Below are 16,232 nucleotides of genomic sequence, written 5' to 3' on the forward strand. Positions count from 1 at the left end.
TATCATAACTGTAGCATATCTAGAAAAGCAATGCAAGAAAGAATGGTAAACAGAAAGTGATTTTAAATTCTCCTCCCTCAAACGCATCGTTTGAAAGTAGTTTTAAAATCTTAAACTTCTAATCCTCCGTTTTACATATGATCCTTCACAGCAACTGCTACCATTTTGGCTTTGGCACGGACTTTAGTAGCCACTGTCATCTCCATAGCAATAATTGCTTTTCTTTCCCCTAATTCCTCCAGAGTAGAAGTGACCACAATTTCATCTTCAATTGGACTAGGACTAAGGTAATCAATCTCCAAGCGAGCTGTAATAAAACGTCCTATCACAGTTGATTCCGTCAGTTCCAACCCTTTTTGATGATGGGCAAACCAAGCTGCTGAGGCCGTGCCATGGCAATCAAAAATAGTCGCTATCATTCCTCCAAAGACATTTGAAGGAACTCCACCAGTATAAGCATTCTCAAGCTTTATACGACTAATACAACTACTCCCATCTACACTTGGATAGGTTTTTAAATGTAAACCTAAATCATTCTTTGGACCACATCCCCAACAATGCTGGAATCGTTCTCCATACCTATCCTGGATAGCAATCGTTCTGGTTTCTAACATTCTTTTCACTCCTCCTTATTCAGATGGAGTCATTATATCAAGCTTCAGTCAAAGAGTAAATAGGCTTGGAGACTAATATCTTTTTATCACTTGACTAAGTTTGATTTATAGCCGACCATTTTATAAAAATAAAAGAGCGTTTCCGCTCTTTGTGTATCAATAGGTGCTAGCTCCTTTCTCTAGTTTGAAAGTCTGAAATTTCTTTTGGTAGGTCACTTTAATCGTCATATGAGAGTCCTCGTTTCTTTTTGATGACTCTAGTATAAGACCCAAACCTAAAAGCTAGCTTAAGTTTTCCTTAGAGAAAGCTTATACTCAATGAAAATCAAAGAGCAAACTAGGAAACTAGCCGCAGGTTGCTCAAAGCACTGCTTTGAGGTTGTAGATAGAACTGACGAAGTCAGGAACCATATATACGCCAAGGCGACGTTGACGTGGTTTGAAGAGATTTTCGAAGAGTATTAATCTAGATGTTCTTTCTTTTCCAGATGGAGAGCAATCATACGCCATTCTGGATCCTCTTGCCAACCTTCTATCGAACTAATGTAGCTGGCAACCTTCCTAGCTTCTTCTAAAATCGGAAAATCTTCGATGATATCCGCCACTTGAAATTCTGGTAGTCCTGATTGTCTGGTTCCAAAAATCTCACCAGAACCACGCATTTTCAAATCTTCCTCCGCAAGGACAAATCCATTGGTCGTTTCTGTCATGATACGCATGCGATCCTTCCCAGAGTCCGTCTTGGGATTAGCAACGAGAACAGTATAGGACTGCTTGTCCCCTCGACCAACACGGCCTCTGAGCTGGTGAAGCTGGCTGAGACCGAACCGATCGGCATCCATGATGATCATGACTGTCGCATTGGGAACATTGACCCCAACCTCGATAACAGTTGTAGATACTAGAATATCTGTTTTTCTCTCTTTGAAATCCTGCATAATCTGGTCTTTTTCGTCACTCCTTATCTTACCATGTAAAAGAGCCACTTCAGCCTTACCTGCAAAATGAGCTGTCAACTCCTCTGATAAAGCAATAGCATTTTTCAAATCCAGAGCTTCCGATTCTTCAATCAAGGGAGAGATGACGTAGGCTTGAGAACCTTTTTGAATTTCTCCCTCTAACCAAGTCAGCACCTGAGGTAGTTGCTCATGCTTGATCCAACGTGTCACAATGGGTTTCCGACCCGCGGGCATCTGGTCGATAATGGAAACATCCATATCACCAAAGGCTGTGATGGCCAAAGTTCGTGGAATGGGAGTTGCCGTCATCATGAGGACATCAGGATTGTCCCCTTTTTCACGTAAAATACGCCTTTGCCCCACACCAAAACGATGCTGCTCATCGATGATAATCAAACCAAGACGAGCATAATCTACCCCATCCTGAATCAGTGCATGGGTTCCGATAATCAAATCAGCCTCACCCTTTGCTATGGTCTCCAAGACTTCTCTTTTTTCTGCAGCTTTCAAGGATCCAGTCAAGAGAGCGAGTTTCAAGTCTGGAAAGAGACCCTGTAGACTTTCAAAGTGTTGCTCTGCTAGGATTTCTGTTGGCACCATGAGAGCTGCCTGATAGCCAGACGTCACCGCCGCAAACATGGCCAAACCAGCAACCACCGTTTTTCCGCTCCCCACATCTCCTTGCAGGAGACGATTCATGTGATGGTCCGACTTCATGTCGGTCAAGATTTCCTGCAAACTTTTTTCCTGAGCTTGAGTCAGGGAAAATGGCAGATTTTCTTTAGCAGCTGTCACCTTTTCCTTAGACCAATTCAGAACCAGACCGCTTCCCTGAACTCTATTTTCAGACTTGAGTGACTGCAACTGCATCTGAAAATAAAAGAGTTCCTCAAATTTGATCCGACGAAGGGCCTGCTTGTATTCTGCCAAATCCTTAGGAAAATGCATGGCACGGACAGCCTGACAACGGGACATGAGTTTGTATTTATCAAGTAAAGACTGGGGAAGATTTTCCTCTATCAAGAGGTCCAACCCCTGATCAAAGGCTGTCTTAATGACCTTGACCAGACTGGCCTGACTGATTCCTTGAGCCAGACGATAAACCGGTTGGAGGTCATCTTCCACTTGAGCTAGAACCTTCATCCCAGTCAAACTGGCCTTGGCACGGTCCCATTTCCCAAAGACAGCAAGAGTTGCACCTAACTCTATCTTATCAGCCAGATAGGGTTGGTTAAAAAAATTCACCGCAAAAACGACCTCTCCCTGCTTGAGGCTAAAACGCAGGCGATTGCGCTTGAAACCATAATACTGGACACTGGCAGGAGTCACTACCTGACCAGACAGAACAGCCTTTTCTCCATCTTCCAACTCTAGCACCTGCTTGGTCTTGAAATCTTCATAACGGAAAGGAAAGTAGAGCAAGAGGTCTTGCAAGTTTTCAATTCCTAGTTTGGCGTATTTCTCTGCTGACTTTGGTCCCACACCAGGTAAGACATGCAAGGGTTGGTGTAAATTCATGCTCCACTCCTTTCTTTTTAATAATATTCTCTCGGAATGCGGTCGCTGAGGAGACAAACCACCTCATAGTTAATAGTTCCACGATAGGTCGCTACCTGAGTAGCTGTGATTTCCTGGTCACCGTTGGAGCCAATTAAGGTTACTTTTGTTCCTAGAGGGTAAACCTTAGGTAATAGAATGGTGATTTGATCCATTGAAACCCGACCGACGATTGGGCACGCTTGTCCATCTACCAAGACGGAGAAATTCTGCATGTCTCGTGTCCAACCATCCGCATAACCGATTGGCACCGTCGCAATGACTTGCTCACTATCCGCCTGATAGGTCGCCCCATAGCCCATGCAAGCTCCAGCCGGAACTGTCTTGACATGAACAAGGGCAGACTCCAAGGTCAAGGCTGGAGTCAAATCATAGGGCAAGTCCAAGACCTCTCCACTAGGATTCAGGCCATACATGGCATCTCCCATACGAACCGCATTGAAAATAGTCTCTGCATGCCAGAGGGTCGTTGCCGAGTTGCTGGCATGAATCAGCTCTGGAACATCCTTCATACTTGCCAAAATAGTTTTAAATCGTTCTAACTGGGTATTAAAATAAGTGTCTGATTCTTCATCTGCAGTCGCAAAGTGGGTAAAAATTCCCTCAACACGAGCGCCGTGTTGTTGGAGCAAGGCATGAGCCTGATCCGCTTCACTGGCTTCTCTAAAACCAATTCGTCCCATTCCTGAATCAATCTTGAGGTGGACAGTTAAGCCAGATAAATCTGTCTCCCTAGCTAAGAGCGCTTGAATCCACTCCAGCCCAGCCACTGTCATGGTGATGTCGTATTCTTTAGCTAGGTCAACGGCTTCTAGCTCAGAAACTCCTAAGATGAGAATTTTCTTGTTAAGTCCAGCCTGACGAAGTTCAATAGCTTCATCAATATTGGAAACACAAAATCCATCAACATCATTTTGAATAGCCTTGGCAACAGCAACTGCTCCATGACCATAGGCATTGGCCTTGACCACTGCCCACTTGAGCGTTCCTTCAGGGATATGATCACTCATTTGCTGGATATTTTGTCGAATGGCTCCCAGATATATCAGAGCCTTGGTCGGTCTATGTGGACTAGCTTTCATGATTTTCCTCCAAAATGACACTGGCTGTCACAAACTGATCTGTGTGGCTGATAGATAGCCAAATCTTTCCTGAAAATGGTGCCTGACTAAAATAAGGCGCGCCTCGTTCATTGTTCAAAACTTCCAAATCCTGAAAGGTCAGTTTGCCAATTCCTGTCCCCATAGCCTTGGAAAAAGCCTCCTTAGCCGACCAACGACCTGCCAAGTATTCGATTTGTCTGCGCCCTTTGAGACTGGCAAAACGCTCCATTTCTTTAGGGGTCAGCACGCGCTTAGCAAAGCCCTCACGTCGTGTAACTGCGTTTTCTATCGAAGCCAATTCTTCGATGTCAATTCCGTGTCCAACTATCATACTCATCAAAAGGAGCTGAGATTCCCCCAACTCCATCCTTTTCACTTATTTTGTTAAGGTAGTATAAATTTCTTCTACCAAGGCTACTGTATTTTCCCAACCTAGACAAGGGTCAGTTATGGAGCAGCCAAAGACCTCTGGTTGGTTTTGACGACCATCTGCTAGGTAAGATTCGATCATAAAGCCTCGAACCGTCTTTTTAATCTTTTCATTCCAGTCACGATTCAGCAAGGATTGGCGAACAATGCGGATTTGTTCCATATACTGCTTGCCAGAATTGTCATGATTGGTATCGATGATGATAAAGGGCTTTTCAAGTCCCATGGTCTCATAACGGTTGATAGCGTTTAAGAGGGTTTCATAGTAGAAGTTGGGTTCATTTTTACCATATTCGTTCATGGCGCCACGAAGAATAACGTGGGCCAAGGGATTTCCTGAAGTCTCCACTTCTTGGCCATGGTAAAGGAAGGTTTGCTTGTTTTGAGCTGCATAGATAGCATTAAACATAACCCCAAGGTTTCCGGATGTCGGATTTTTCATCCCAACTGGAGCATCAATCCCAGAGGCTACAAAGCGGTGTTCCTGGTCTTCCACTGAACGAGCTCCTACAGCATGGTAGCTGACCAGATCATCGACCAAAAGGAGATTAGACGGATAAAGCATCTCGTCAGCCGTAGTCAATCCCGTCTCCGTAATCACACGGTAGTGGAGCTGACGAACAGCCTGCAAACCATTGATGAGACTAGGAGCCTCACTAGCATTTGGCTGATGAATCAAACCCTTATAGCCATCTCCATTGGTACGAGGTTTAGCTGTATAGACACGCATGACGATAAAGATTTTATCCGCAACTTTTTTCTGCAAGTCAGCTAAACGGCGGGCATATTCCAAAACAGCCTCTTCATTGTCAGAAGAGCAAGGTCCCATTACCAAAAGAATTCGGTCGTCCTCACCCGAGATGATGGCTGCCAACTCTTGATCTCGCACTTCCTTATAACGCAAGACTTCAGGTGACAACTGGGTCGCAGCCTTGATTGCTTCAATATCAATTTCTTGACCTTTTTCGATAAATGCCATCTTACTCTCCTAGCGTTTGGTAAATTTCGCGAACAAGTGCTTCTGTGTTGTCCCATCCTAGACACGGATCTGTAATGGACTTACCAAAAACTTCTGGCTCATTTTGACGTCCATCTTCTAGATAGGACTCAATCATAAAACCACGAACATATTTTTTGATCTTCTCATTCCAGTCACGGTTAATCAAGGTCTGACGAACGATACGGATTTGATCCATGTACTGCTTGCCCGAATTATCATGATTGGTATCAATGATGATAAAGGGATTTTCCAAGCCCATCTTTTCATACTGATCAATGGTATCCATCAAATTGTCATAGTAGTAGTTAGGAATATTTTTCCCGTATTCATTCAAGGCACCGCGAAGAATGGCGTGGGACAATGGATTCCCTGTTGTTTCCACCTCTTTACCGAGGAAAAGGAAACTCTGTTTATTTTGCGCTGCGTAAATCCCGTTAAACATAACATTGAGATTTCCAGATGTTGGATTTTTAAATCCTGTTGAAAAGTCTGCTCCACTCGCTACAAAACGGTGCTGTTGATCCTCTACAGAACGAGCTCCAACAGCCATATAAGAAATCAAATCATCCACCAGCGGAAGATTTTCAGGATAAAGCATCTCATCCGCTGTTGTCATACCAGTCTCGGTAATCACACGGTAGTGCAGTTGGCGAACAGCCTTGATTCCATTGATCAAGCTAGGTGCTTCTTTAGCATTTGGTTGATGAATCAAGCCCTTATAGCCATCTCCATTGGTACGAGGTTTAGCTGTATAGACACGCATGACCATAAAGATACGGTCTTTGACCTCTTCTTGCAAGGCAGACAGGCGCTTAGCATACTCGAGGACTGCCTCTTCATTATCAGATGAACATGGTCCAATCACCAAAAGAACACGCTGGTCTTCTCCACGGATGATAGCTTCCAATTCCTGATCACGTTGTTTTTTTCTCGCAAGAGCCGCCCCCTCTAATTTAGACAAGGCGCGAACTTCTTCAATGTTAATTTTAGGACTTTTAGCTTTAAATACCATGATTCATCTCCTTATAAAGCAAACGGACACCAAGCAAAAAATGATTTTTACCAGGTATCCGCCTGTATCTTATCTCATATTATTGTCTCTTACCATGACAGTTCTTGAATTTCTTACCAGAGCCACATGGGCATTGATCATTTCGTCCAATTTGGCTCAAGTCCACATCTTTTGGAAGCTGAGTCTGCTGCGCTGCGATATTACGAGTCGCAGTTGTACTGATATTGTGTTCAGTTTGAGGACGTTCCTGTTCGTGGATTTGTGCTTTCATCATCAAGCGAGTTACATCGAATTCAATTGATCCAATCATGTCATTAAACATGCGGAAACCTTCTGCTTGATATTCTACAATAGGGTTGTTTTGGGCATATCCACGAAGGCCAACAGCATTTCGCAACTGGTCAAGAGCATCGATATGGTCTGTCCACTTGTTGTCTACAACGCGTAGAATCAAGACTTTTTGGAATTCTTTCACTGCATCTTCATCACGAAGTTTGGCAACTTGGTTGTCATAAACTTTCAAGGCACGTTGGTAAAGTTCATCCTTGATAGCTTGGTCTGACAAACCTGCAAGATCTGAACGGCTGATTGAATCTTCTGGAAGCAAGTTATATTTAGCAAAGTTCAAGATTGCTTCCAATTTTTCATCTTCCTTAGAACGTGCATGTGCATCCACGATACGTCCAATTGTACGACGGATCATAGCATGGATTTCTGGTGCCAAGTCACGATCTGCAGTAATGACATCATAGCGTTGTGCATAGATGATCTCACGTTGTTCACGCATGACGTCATCGTATTGAAGGACTTGTTTACGAGTATCGTAGTTGTTTCCTTCAACACGTTTTTGAGCTGCTTCAACTTGACGCGTTAACATGCGAGATTCGATGGCTTCGTCAGACATGTTGAGACGTTCAAAGACACCTTTCAAACGTTCTGAACCGAAACGTTTCATCAAATCATCTTCAAGAGACAAGTAGAATTGTGACTCACCTGGGTCTCCTTGACGCCCTGAACGTCCACGAAGCTGATTATCAATACGGCGACTTTCATGGCGTTCTGTACCAATGACACAAAGTCCACCAAGTTCACGAACCCCTTCGCCAAGCTTGATGTCGGTACCACGACCGGCCATGTTGGTTGCGATAGTAACTGCACCACGCTGACCAGCGTTCATGATGATTTGCGCTTCTCTGTAGTGGTTCTTCGCATTCAAGACTTCGTGAGGAACACCTGCCTCTACCAGTTTTTTAGAAAGAAAGTCACTCGTTTCAACTGCAACTGTACCTACCAAGACCGGCTGACCTTTTTGGTGACGAGCTTTTACATCTTCAACTACAGCCTTAAACTTCGCATCAAGACTGGCATAGAGAAGGTCTGAGTGGTCGATACGTTGGATTGGACGGTTGGTTGGGATTGGGATAACACGAATGTTGTATATTTCGCGGAATTCTTCTTCTTCTGTCTTACCAGTACCCGTCATACCTGCCAATTTCTTATACATACGAAAGAGGTTTTGGTAGGTGATAGAAGCTGAAGTCTTGGTCTCGTCTTGGATTGGAACACCTTCTTTAGCTTCAATCGCTTGGTGCAAGCCGTCAGAATAACGACGACCTTCCATGGTACGACCTGTAAATTGGTCGACAATCAAGATTTCTTGCTCTTCACTTACCACATAGTCGATATCGAGAATCATGATATAGTTGGCACGGAGGGCATTGTCGATAAAGTGGGTAAGAGCCACGTTTTCGACATCATAGAGATTCTCCAGTTTGAAATAGCTCTCAGCCTTGTCAATCCCAGAATCAGACAAACCAATCGTCTTAGACTGAATGTCAATAATATAGTCATCCTTGTCCAAAGACTTCACAAAGTGATCCGCCATATGGTAGAGCTGACTCGTTTCAACTGCATTGGCACCTGAAACAATCAAAGGAGTACGGGCTTCGTCGATCAAGATCGAGTCAACCTCATCGACCAAGGCATAGTTGAGCGGACGTTGTACCATGTTTTCTGCACGAACGACCATGTTGTCGCGAAGGTAGTCAAAACCAATCTCTGAGTTGGTTGAGTAGGTGATATCACAGAGGTACGCTTCTTTTTTCTCCATTGGAGATTTGGCTGCCAAGTTGATCCCTACTGATAGACCGAGCCATGAGTACAACTCACCCATCTCAGTCGCGTCACGTTCTGTTAGGTATTCGTTGACTGTAACTACGTGAACCCCTTTACCTGCAAGGGCATTGAGGTACACCGGCATGGTCGCCGTCAAGGTCTTCCCTTCACCGGTACGCATCTCTGGAACGTCACCATGGTGAAGAACAATCCCACCCATGACCTGAACCTTATAAGGGAAAAGCCCGAGGACACGTTTTGCTGCTTCACGAACTACCGCAAAAGCTTCATATAGTAGTGAATCAAGTGATTCACCCTTGTTGTAACGTTCTTTAAATTCGTCAGTTTTTGCTTTTAGCTCTTCGTCTGACATCGCAGCCATTTGGCTCTCATAATTAAGAACCTTATCAGCCATCTTTTCTAGACGGCGAAGTTCTCCTTTATCATTTTCAATAATCGTTTTTAAAATATTAGCCATGATTTTCCTTACTTTTTATTCTGAATATTTTAGAATGTTCTTTTCATTTTAGCATATTTACTGTTATTTTTCAAGAAAGAATCCTTGTTTTACAAAGGGGAAAAAAGGACTAGCTACTAGTCTAGTCCTTCATTTTTTAATGTTTAATTTCCCAAGAATACAGGCAGTATCCCAAAATACCAAAAGAGATTGATCCAGAAGGCCAAGCAAAAGATAATTTCAAAGATGAGAAGACTGATTTTTTTAATCAGCACGGAGTATAGGATGGATAAAACGCCAAAGACCACGAAGAGTTTTTTCATAACGAAATAATATACTGAAACTCCTCCTATTTGCCAATCCCAAGGAAGGAAAAACATGAGGAACCAGAGAAGGCAAATCGTAAGAGTATATCTCTTGTAGTGCGCTTCAAGAAAGGCTTTTGTTTTCTCCATAGCAAACCTCCATTTGAGTCACTGTCTCTTCCCTTTTATTATACCAAAAAAACCTGGAAAAAGCTTTCCAGGTTTGAGTTTGAAATCACTAGTCATACTAAAAAAATTCCTTTATTCATAGGCTGATTCACTTTATTGACTTGATGAAGATGTTCCAAAATCGACCTTAGGAACTGTCTTGGCTTCTTCTGTTTCTTTAAAGGTTTCAGCTTCTTTAAAGTTCATCATATTCGCAAAAAGCACGGTTGGAAAACTTCTCAACTTTTGATTGTACTCAGCTGCGACTTTATTATAATCCTTGCGTGCTACAAAGATACGATTTTCACTTCCTGAAAGTTCGACCATTAGTTGCTCAACATTTTGATTGCTCTTGAGTTCTGGATAATTCTCCGTCAAGGAAATCAAGCGGGAAAGAGCAGAGCTCAATTCTCCCTGAGCCTTTTGGTTTTCTTCCGAAGTTACTGAGCTACTACCGATTTTAGCTCTAGCATCAGCAATCTTGGTAAAGACTTCGGTTTCATGATTCATTTGTCCTTTAACTGACTCCACCAAGTTACCAATCAAGTCCGAACGACGTTGGAGGGCTGTCGAAACATCGGCCTGAGCCTGCTCCACTTTAGTCTGTTCACCAACCAGACCATTATAGGTCGTCACTGCGGAACAACTTCCCAGAACTAGTAGTCCAAAAAAGATCGCCACTATTGAGAGAATTACTTTATTTTGTTTCATATCAAAACCTTAACACTTTCTTTTATCAACTTTTCTGAGAAAATACTCAGATTTTAAATCAATTTCAAAAGTTTTTTTATTTTTAAATTAGGAGTGAACTGTTGCAAAGGAGTCACCTTACTGCATGGAGAAATCGGTTTGAGCAATATACAATCACTCACCAGTCATCAGACGAACCGCCGCCATCAAAGCCACCGCCGTCCCAGCCTCCAGATGAGTCGGAGCCTGAGTCAGACCAAGAGGAGCCCGAATCTGATGAGTCACCGCCCCACCAGCCTCCGCCAGAATCATCTCCACTAGAACCACCACGACCTCCAAATATAAATCCAATGATCATGACGATGAAGTAAATGAGAACTACAAATCCGAGGGCTCCGTCATCGAAGCTACTTTTTCGATGCCGTTTCGAAGATTGACTCCCAGCGGTATACTTTTCAATTTCTCTTAGACGACTAGAATTAGTAGCATAGTCGTAACTACTTCTAGAACTTGAAGCAGTCGTACTCGATCCACTATAAAACATGTAGTTGAGATTGTTTGCTATAGAAAGAACTCCATTGCTGTAGTCTCCCTTTTGAAAGTAAGGTCGTGCTGTTTTCAAAAATCTATTGGTCTGATAGTCTGTGATCTTACTGGCCACATTATTACTGGTTTCAATCCGTGATTTTCTATCTTGGACTGCTATGACGACCAAGGCACCATTGTTATCTCCCGAATAGCCAATCTTCCAAGCTCTAGCTGTTTCATTGGCGACTGTTTCGATTGTTTCTCCATCTAGGCTTTTCACAACGTAAACACCCATCTGGAATTTTTCTGATTTTTTACTATTTACATTGTTCAACCCCCGAATCAGACGAATAGTCTCATCCGTTAGATAGTGATCCGGGTCATAGATCCCGTACTCAGGTTTTTCAGGTGCTGTGAATGCTGACAAGAAGAGAAAGACCATCAGCAACCCAAGCAAGCGAACCAACAAACTATGTTTAAACAATTTGCTTTTTTTCATAATAACCTCCCTGATAAAGGAAAATCGATTTAAGGAATTATAGCATTTTGATTTTTACAAAGAAAGTACATTTTCATTACAAATAGATTACAAAAATTAGGAAATTGACTGAATTTTGATGACAGATTTTGTCCCCGATTTGACAAGCCTTTTTACTCCTTTGATAGAAAAAAGAAGACCTCATAGCCTTCTTTTAGTTTATTTTTGTGTGAAAACAAATATAGCTTACTTGCGTTTTCTCGCGATCAAGTGAATCGGGGTTCCCTCAAAAACAAAGGCCTTGCGGATTTGATTTTCCAAGAAGCGCAGGTAAGAGAAGTGCATGAGTTCTTCTTCGTTAACAAAGATGACAAAGGTTGGTGGCTTGGTTGCCACTTGAGTCGCATAGAAGATTTTGAGGCGTTTTCCTTTGTCTGTCGGTGTTGGATTGATAGCAATGGCATCCATAATGACATCGTTCAAGACCGCTGATGGGATACGGGTGTTTTGACTTTCGCTGATTTGCTTGATCATTTCAGGCAATTTGTGGAGACGTTGCTTGGTCAGAGCAGAGACAAAGACAATCGGAGCATAAGGCAGGTATTGGAACTGCTCACGGATATCTTCTTCCCATTTCTTCATGGTGTGATTGTCTTTTTCAAGGGTATCCCACTTGTTGACCACGATGATCATTCCTTTACCCGCTTCATGGGCAAAACCTGCGATACGTTTGTCGTACTCACGAATACCTTCCTCGGCATTGAGGACCATCAAGACCACGTCAGAACGGTCAATGGCACGCATGGCACGCATGACAGAGTATTTCTCCGTATTTTCATAGACTTTACCAGACTTACGCATACCAGCTGTATCAATCATGGTAAACTCTTGTCCATCCGTATCTGTAAAGTGGGTATCAATGGCATCACGCGTTGTCCCAGCTACTGGACTAGCAATCACGCGGTCTTCTCCCAAAATAGCGTTGATCAAACTTGATTTTCCAACATTAGGACGGCCAATCAAGCTAAATTTAATCACGTCTGGATTTTCTTCTTCAACCTCATTTGGTAGATTTTCCACGATGGCATCGAGCACATCCCCTGTTCCGATACCGTGGACAGACGAAATTGGCAACGGTTCGCCCAATCCCAGAGCATAGAAATCATAGATGTCATTTCGCATCTCAGGATTGTCAACCTTGTTAACAGCAAGGATCACAGGCTTATGGGTTTTATAGAGTTTGCGAGCTACGTACTCGTCCGCATCTGTAATCCCTTCTTTACCAGACACCACAAAAACGATGACATCTGCTTCCTCCATGGCAATTTCTGCCTGGTGTTTGATTTGCTCCATGAAAGGAGCATCGACGTCGTCAATCCCTCCAGTATCAATCATACTGAAAGAACGGTTGAGCCACTCACCCGTTGCATAGATACGGTCACGTGTCACACCCTCGACATCTTCTACGATTGAGATTCGCTCACCAGCGATTCGGTTAAATAGGGTTGATTTCCCAACATTGGGACGTCCTACAATGGCAACAGTTGGTAAGGCCATGTTTTCTCACTTTCTACAATAACTTTTTCTGTTCTAGATTCTTCCGAGTTGAACTAGGTTCGGCTTGGCCAAACTGCTCTGCCAAACGCTGACTCCAAGATGTTGTCGCACGCGCACCAGCATAGTCTGCCTGTACTTGGTCATAGTCCAAAATCGCTTCAACTGGCTGTTCTTGGTATTCTTCTTCAAATACCACTTGCTTCAAAGGCAGTCTTGGTTTGACATCATGTTGTTGATCTGGTACGCCAAGGGCAATCCCAAAAACAGGGTAGGTATAGTCAGGCAGGTTAAAAAGCGCTGCCACTTCTTCCGACTTGTAACGAACCAAACCGATAATAACCCCACCGTAACCTAGACTCTCCGCCGCAAGCAAGGTATTTTGCCCAGCAAGCGCCGCGTCCACAGACGTGATGAGGAGACCTTCCACTCCTTGGGGTTGGAAAGTGTCCGTATGAAGGCTGGCTCCCTTTTCAGCTCGGTTTAAGTCACCAACAAAAAGTAGGAAAGCAGCTGACTGGCGAATGGCTTCCTGAGGAACCAGTTCATATAGGGCATCTTTCTTCTCTTGACTGCGCACAAGAATCACAGAGTAGGATTGAAAATTTTTCCAAGATGACGCCATTTGTCCAGCAGTCAAAATCTCTTCCAAGTCCGCCTGAGGAATTTCTTGCTCCTTAAAGCGACGAACTGAAGTATGAGCTTTCATCAGTTTAATGGTTTCTGTCATCGGCGATTTTCTCCTTCTAGTCTTGTCTCCTCAGCCAAATAACGGATTCGCTCCATAACCCGTCTAGCTTCCCAAGTCTCATCATTTCCATTCTTTCCTTTGGCAAAATGTTTTTCCAAATCTTGGAAATTAAAGTTGGAAGTAAAGAAGGTCGGCAAATCTTCCTGCATACGATACTGGAGAATAACTTGGAGAATCTCATCACGCACCCAAGGGGTCGACTGTTCTGCACCAATATCATCCAAGACCAGAACTTCAGCTAACTTGATGTCATCCACCAAGGTCTTCACAGATCCTTCACCGATGGCATTTTTCACATCAATGACAAAGCTTGGATAGTGGAGAATGGTCGTTGAGGCCCCTCGCTTTTCAGATAGGTCGTGAGCTAAGGCTGCCATCATGAAACTCTTTCCAACACCAAAATCTCCGTAAAGATAGAGGCCTTTTCGAATGCTTGGGTAAAGGTCAACAAAGGAATAGAGTCTCTCAAAAATCGGTAAACGTCCTAGATCATCCAGGTCAATCTGAGCCAACTTCGCTTTCTTGAGACTTGCTGGTAGATTGATCAACTTGAGACGATTCTTAATCGCAGCCTCTTTTTCTGCTGCGATTAGTTCTGGTGTTTCTTCATAAGACACATCCGCATAACCGTGATTCATGACCAAGATAGGCTTATAGCCACGCGCAATATAGTCCGCATCCCCACGAAGAAACTTGTCCCGTTCTGTGATATATTGATTGAACTTGGAGATGCTACGATTTAACTCCTCTTGACTGAGGGATTCTTTCTGGATAAAAGCCGCCACATCTGGGTCTTTCATAATCTGCTGGACTAGGTCCTGATACTGAAAACGACTTGTCTGACGTTTGATAACGTCACCCACACTTTCCATCTAGTCTCCTCCTTCTTCTAATCGGGCTAACATTTCTTGTTTTTTGCGTTCTAGTTCCAGACGAGTCTCCTCACTGGTTTGATTCTTGTATTCTGGATTACTCCACTTGGGAACATTTGTCTTAGTCGAGCTAGTTTTCGATTTCTGGTCTTCTTGCCCTTTTTGCTGACGCTCTCGAATCCGAAGCACAGCTTCTTCTGCTGTCCGAATTTTTTGATAAGCATAGTCATTGGCGACCTTCATGGCATATTTCTCATTGACATTTGCCGAATCAACCTTGTTAAAGGTTAGAAGTAAGACGATATTGATGACTTCATCCAACAAGCCTAAAGACGCCATCTGGTGAAGGAGTTCTCTTTCACTTTGGGTGATGTTCCCCTTACGCGTTTGCTTGATTTCCGCTAAAAAGTGCAGGGGAGTTTTATTTTTTGCTTCCCTGATAATGGTCATTTCTTTGGGGCTAAAGTCAGAAGATGCTGGTTTTTGTGCTATCTTTTCACGCATGCGTTTGACTGAAATAACCTGAGCTACTGCTGTCGCCTTGGCTAATTGATAAGTTTCAAACCAGGTCCATTTTTTTTCATCTGCGATGGCAAACAATTCCAAAACATCCGCCTGCTCGTCTTTAAAACGCAAACCATCTCGAGCCATCAGGCGCTGGAAATGTTCCAAATCAAAATCATTTTTTAACTTGCTTTTAGACTCGCTTGGTTTCACTTCTTCAGTCAGGGTTGGAAAGACTTGACTCAAAGAAACAGAGAGTGCTTCTCCCTCACTTGGAACCTGCTTCATAGCAGAAACAGCTGTATCCCCAATCTTTTTCTCTAATAATCTGCTATAGACAGAATGGCTTAGAAATTCTTGACTGGAGAGGGGAGAATGAAGCTGTAATTCATAGACATTCTCCTTCTGATAAAGGGTCAACAAATCCAAAGCAGATAAAATTTTAAAGGATTGGAGCAAGGTCGGCATGCCAAAGTTTAAGTGGTTGAGAATATGGGAAAAGAGGTGTTCTTTTTGCCCACCATCCCAAAAGGTAATGGTATATAGATAGAGGCTCAGTGCCTCCTGACCGATAATCGGGAGGTAGCACTGCACCAGAGAAGAGGTATCTTGCGACACCCGATTATTCTTTAGAAAAGAAAAACGGTCATTTGGTTTCATCTATTTTTCCTTTTTCTTTTTAGAGGACTGGGTGATTTGCTGGAGCAGGCTCTCCAACTCACTAACATCCTTAAAGCTACGGTAAACACTGGCAAAACGAACATAGGTAATCTCATCCAGCTCTGCCAATTCTTCCATGACTAAGGACCCAATGTATTCACTTTGGATCTCATTCTCACTGCGACTACGGAGTTTTTGCTCAATACGATTGACCACCATGTTGATTTCATCACTTGACACAGGACGCTTCTGGGCTGAGCGGATAATCCCATTAAAGATTTTATCTCTCGAAAATTGTTCTCGCGTACCGTCTTTTTTGACGACAACCAGCGTTCTTTCTTCTACTCGTTCATAGGTTGTAAAACGATGCTGACACTCGTCGCACTCACGTCTTCGACGGATGGTATTTCCTTCTTCGGCCTGTCGACTATCAACAACACTAGACTTGGTAGCCCCACATTTTGGACAACGCATGC

The 16,232-nt window shown here is 43.3% G+C and carries 15 protein-coding genes; all 15 read right to left on the reverse strand.

Annotation, left to right across the window (positions count from 1 at the left end; all coding sequences use genetic code 11):
• Positions 1-131: 131 nt before the first annotated feature.
• Positions 132-614 carry an acyl-CoA thioesterase gene (locus AC4ME5_RS03455; RefSeq protein ID WP_000894828.1) on the reverse strand — a complete coding sequence of 161 codons (483 nt, stop codon included), beginning with the start codon at positions 612-614 and terminating at the stop codon, positions 132-134.
• Positions 615-1,075: 461 nt separating this feature from the next.
• Complete coding sequence (gene recG, locus AC4ME5_RS03460) at positions 1,076-3,118, reverse strand: ATP-dependent DNA helicase RecG (RefSeq protein WP_268698763.1); 2,043 nt, start codon at positions 3,116-3,118, stop codon at positions 1,076-1,078.
• Positions 3,109-4,212 carry an alanine racemase gene (gene alr, locus AC4ME5_RS03465; RefSeq protein WP_061588656.1) on the reverse strand — a complete coding sequence of 368 codons (1,104 nt, stop codon included), beginning with the start codon at positions 4,210-4,212 and terminating at the stop codon, positions 3,109-3,111. Before alr ends, recG begins: the two co-directional genes overlap by 10 nt.
• Positions 4,202-4,564: a holo-ACP synthase gene (gene acpS, locus AC4ME5_RS03470; RefSeq protein ID WP_025171527.1), complete on the reverse strand. Its 363-nt coding sequence runs from the start codon at positions 4,562-4,564 to the stop codon at positions 4,202-4,204. The genes alr and acpS overlap by 11 nt, the downstream gene beginning before the upstream one ends.
• Positions 4,565-4,609: 45 nt before the next feature.
• Positions 4,610-5,641 (reverse strand): 3-deoxy-7-phosphoheptulonate synthase, encoded by a 1,032-nt coding sequence (locus tag AC4ME5_RS03475; protein ID WP_061588657.1) that lies wholly within the window; start codon positions 5,639-5,641, stop codon positions 4,610-4,612.
• A gap of 1 nt (position 5,642) precedes the next feature.
• A complete protein-coding gene (locus AC4ME5_RS03480) occupies positions 5,643-6,674 on the reverse strand; it encodes a 3-deoxy-7-phosphoheptulonate synthase (RefSeq protein ID WP_061588658.1) in 1,032 nt (343 codons plus the stop codon).
• Positions 6,675-6,753: 79 nt separating this feature from the next.
• Positions 6,754-9,267: a preprotein translocase subunit SecA gene (gene secA, locus AC4ME5_RS03485; RefSeq protein WP_491799961.1), complete on the reverse strand. Its 2,514-nt coding sequence runs from the start codon at positions 9,265-9,267 to the stop codon at positions 6,754-6,756.
• Between the two features lie 143 nt (positions 9,268-9,410).
• A complete protein-coding gene (locus tag AC4ME5_RS03490) occupies positions 9,411-9,701 on the reverse strand; it encodes a hypothetical protein (RefSeq protein ID WP_491799963.1) in 291 nt (96 codons plus the stop codon).
• Between the two features lie 132 nt (positions 9,702-9,833).
• A complete protein-coding gene (locus AC4ME5_RS03495) occupies positions 9,834-10,430 on the reverse strand; it encodes a LemA family protein (protein ID WP_000812473.1) in 597 nt (198 codons plus the stop codon).
• Positions 10,431-10,587: 157 nt separating this feature from the next.
• On the reverse strand, positions 10,588-11,436 hold the full coding sequence (locus AC4ME5_RS03500) for a TPM domain-containing protein (RefSeq protein WP_007521163.1): 849 nt from the start codon (positions 11,434-11,436) through the stop codon (positions 10,588-10,590).
• A gap of 225 nt (positions 11,437-11,661) precedes the next feature.
• Positions 11,662-12,972 carry a ribosome biogenesis GTPase Der gene (der, locus tag AC4ME5_RS03505; RefSeq protein WP_084920172.1) on the reverse strand — a complete coding sequence of 437 codons (1,311 nt, stop codon included), beginning with the start codon at positions 12,970-12,972 and terminating at the stop codon, positions 11,662-11,664.
• 13 nt (positions 12,973-12,985) lie between these two features.
• On the reverse strand, positions 12,986-13,699 hold the full coding sequence (locus AC4ME5_RS03510; protein ID WP_491799965.1) for an NADPH-dependent oxidoreductase: 714 nt from the start codon (positions 13,697-13,699) through the stop codon (positions 12,986-12,988).
• On the reverse strand, positions 13,696-14,592 hold the full coding sequence (gene dnaI, locus AC4ME5_RS03515; protein WP_007521157.1) for a primosomal protein DnaI: 897 nt from the start codon (positions 14,590-14,592) through the stop codon (positions 13,696-13,698). Before dnaI ends, AC4ME5_RS03510 begins: the two co-directional genes overlap by 4 nt.
• On the reverse strand, positions 14,593-15,756 hold the full coding sequence (locus tag AC4ME5_RS03520; protein WP_491799967.1) for a DnaD domain protein: 1,164 nt from the start codon (positions 15,754-15,756) through the stop codon (positions 14,593-14,595). It abuts the gene before it with no gap.
• Complete coding sequence (nrdR, locus tag AC4ME5_RS03525; protein ID WP_001203678.1) at positions 15,757-16,230, reverse strand: transcriptional regulator NrdR; 474 nt, start codon at positions 16,228-16,230, stop codon at positions 15,757-15,759.
• Positions 16,231-16,232: the final 2 nt, after the last annotated feature.

Source organism: Streptococcus sp. A69 (assembly GCF_058556195.1).

Excerpts from the sequence above, each read along its gene's own strand:
- AC4ME5_RS03520 (WP_491799967.1), bottom strand. The coding sequence starts at position 15,756 with ATGAAACCAAATGACCGTTTTTCTTTTCTAAAGAATAATCGGGTGTCG.
- AC4ME5_RS03490 (WP_491799963.1), bottom strand. The coding sequence starts at position 9,701 with ATGGAGAAAACAAAAGCCTTTCTTGAAGCGCACTACAAGAGATATACT.
- alr (WP_061588656.1), bottom strand. The coding sequence starts at position 4,212 with ATGAAAGCTAGTCCACATAGACCGACCAAGGCTCTGATATATCTGGGA.
- der (WP_084920172.1), bottom strand. The coding sequence starts at position 12,972 with ATGGCCTTACCAACTGTTGCCATTGTAGGACGTCCCAATGTTGGGAAA.
- AC4ME5_RS03455 (WP_000894828.1), bottom strand. The coding sequence starts at position 614 with ATGTTAGAAACCAGAACGATTGCTATCCAGGATAGGTATGGAGAACGA.
- AC4ME5_RS03495 (WP_000812473.1), bottom strand. The coding sequence starts at position 10,430 with ATGAAACAAAATAAAGTAATTCTCTCAATAGTGGCGATCTTTTTTGGA.
- secA (WP_491799961.1), bottom strand. The coding sequence starts at position 9,267 with ATGGCTAATATTTTAAAAACGATTATTGAAAATGATAAAGGAGAACTT.
- AC4ME5_RS03510 (WP_491799965.1), bottom strand. The coding sequence starts at position 13,699 with ATGACAGAAACCATTAAACTGATGAAAGCTCATACTTCAGTTCGTCGC.
- AC4ME5_RS03475 (WP_061588657.1), bottom strand. The coding sequence starts at position 5,641 with ATGGCATTTATCGAAAAAGGTCAAGAAATTGATATTGAAGCAATCAAG.
- dnaI (WP_007521157.1), bottom strand. The coding sequence starts at position 14,592 with ATGGAAAGTGTGGGTGACGTTATCAAACGTCAGACAAGTCGTTTTCAG.
- AC4ME5_RS03480 (WP_061588658.1), bottom strand. The coding sequence starts at position 6,674 with ATGGTATTTAAAGCTAAAAGTCCTAAAATTAACATTGAAGAAGTTCGC.
- AC4ME5_RS03500 (WP_007521163.1), bottom strand. The coding sequence starts at position 11,436 with ATGAAAAAAAGCAAATTGTTTAAACATAGTTTGTTGGTTCGCTTGCTT.
- acpS (WP_025171527.1), bottom strand. The coding sequence starts at position 4,564 with ATGATAGTTGGACACGGAATTGACATCGAAGAATTGGCTTCGATAGAA.
- nrdR (WP_001203678.1), bottom strand. The coding sequence starts at position 16,230 with ATGCGTTGTCCAAAATGTGGGGCTACCAAGTCTAGTGTTGTTGATAGT.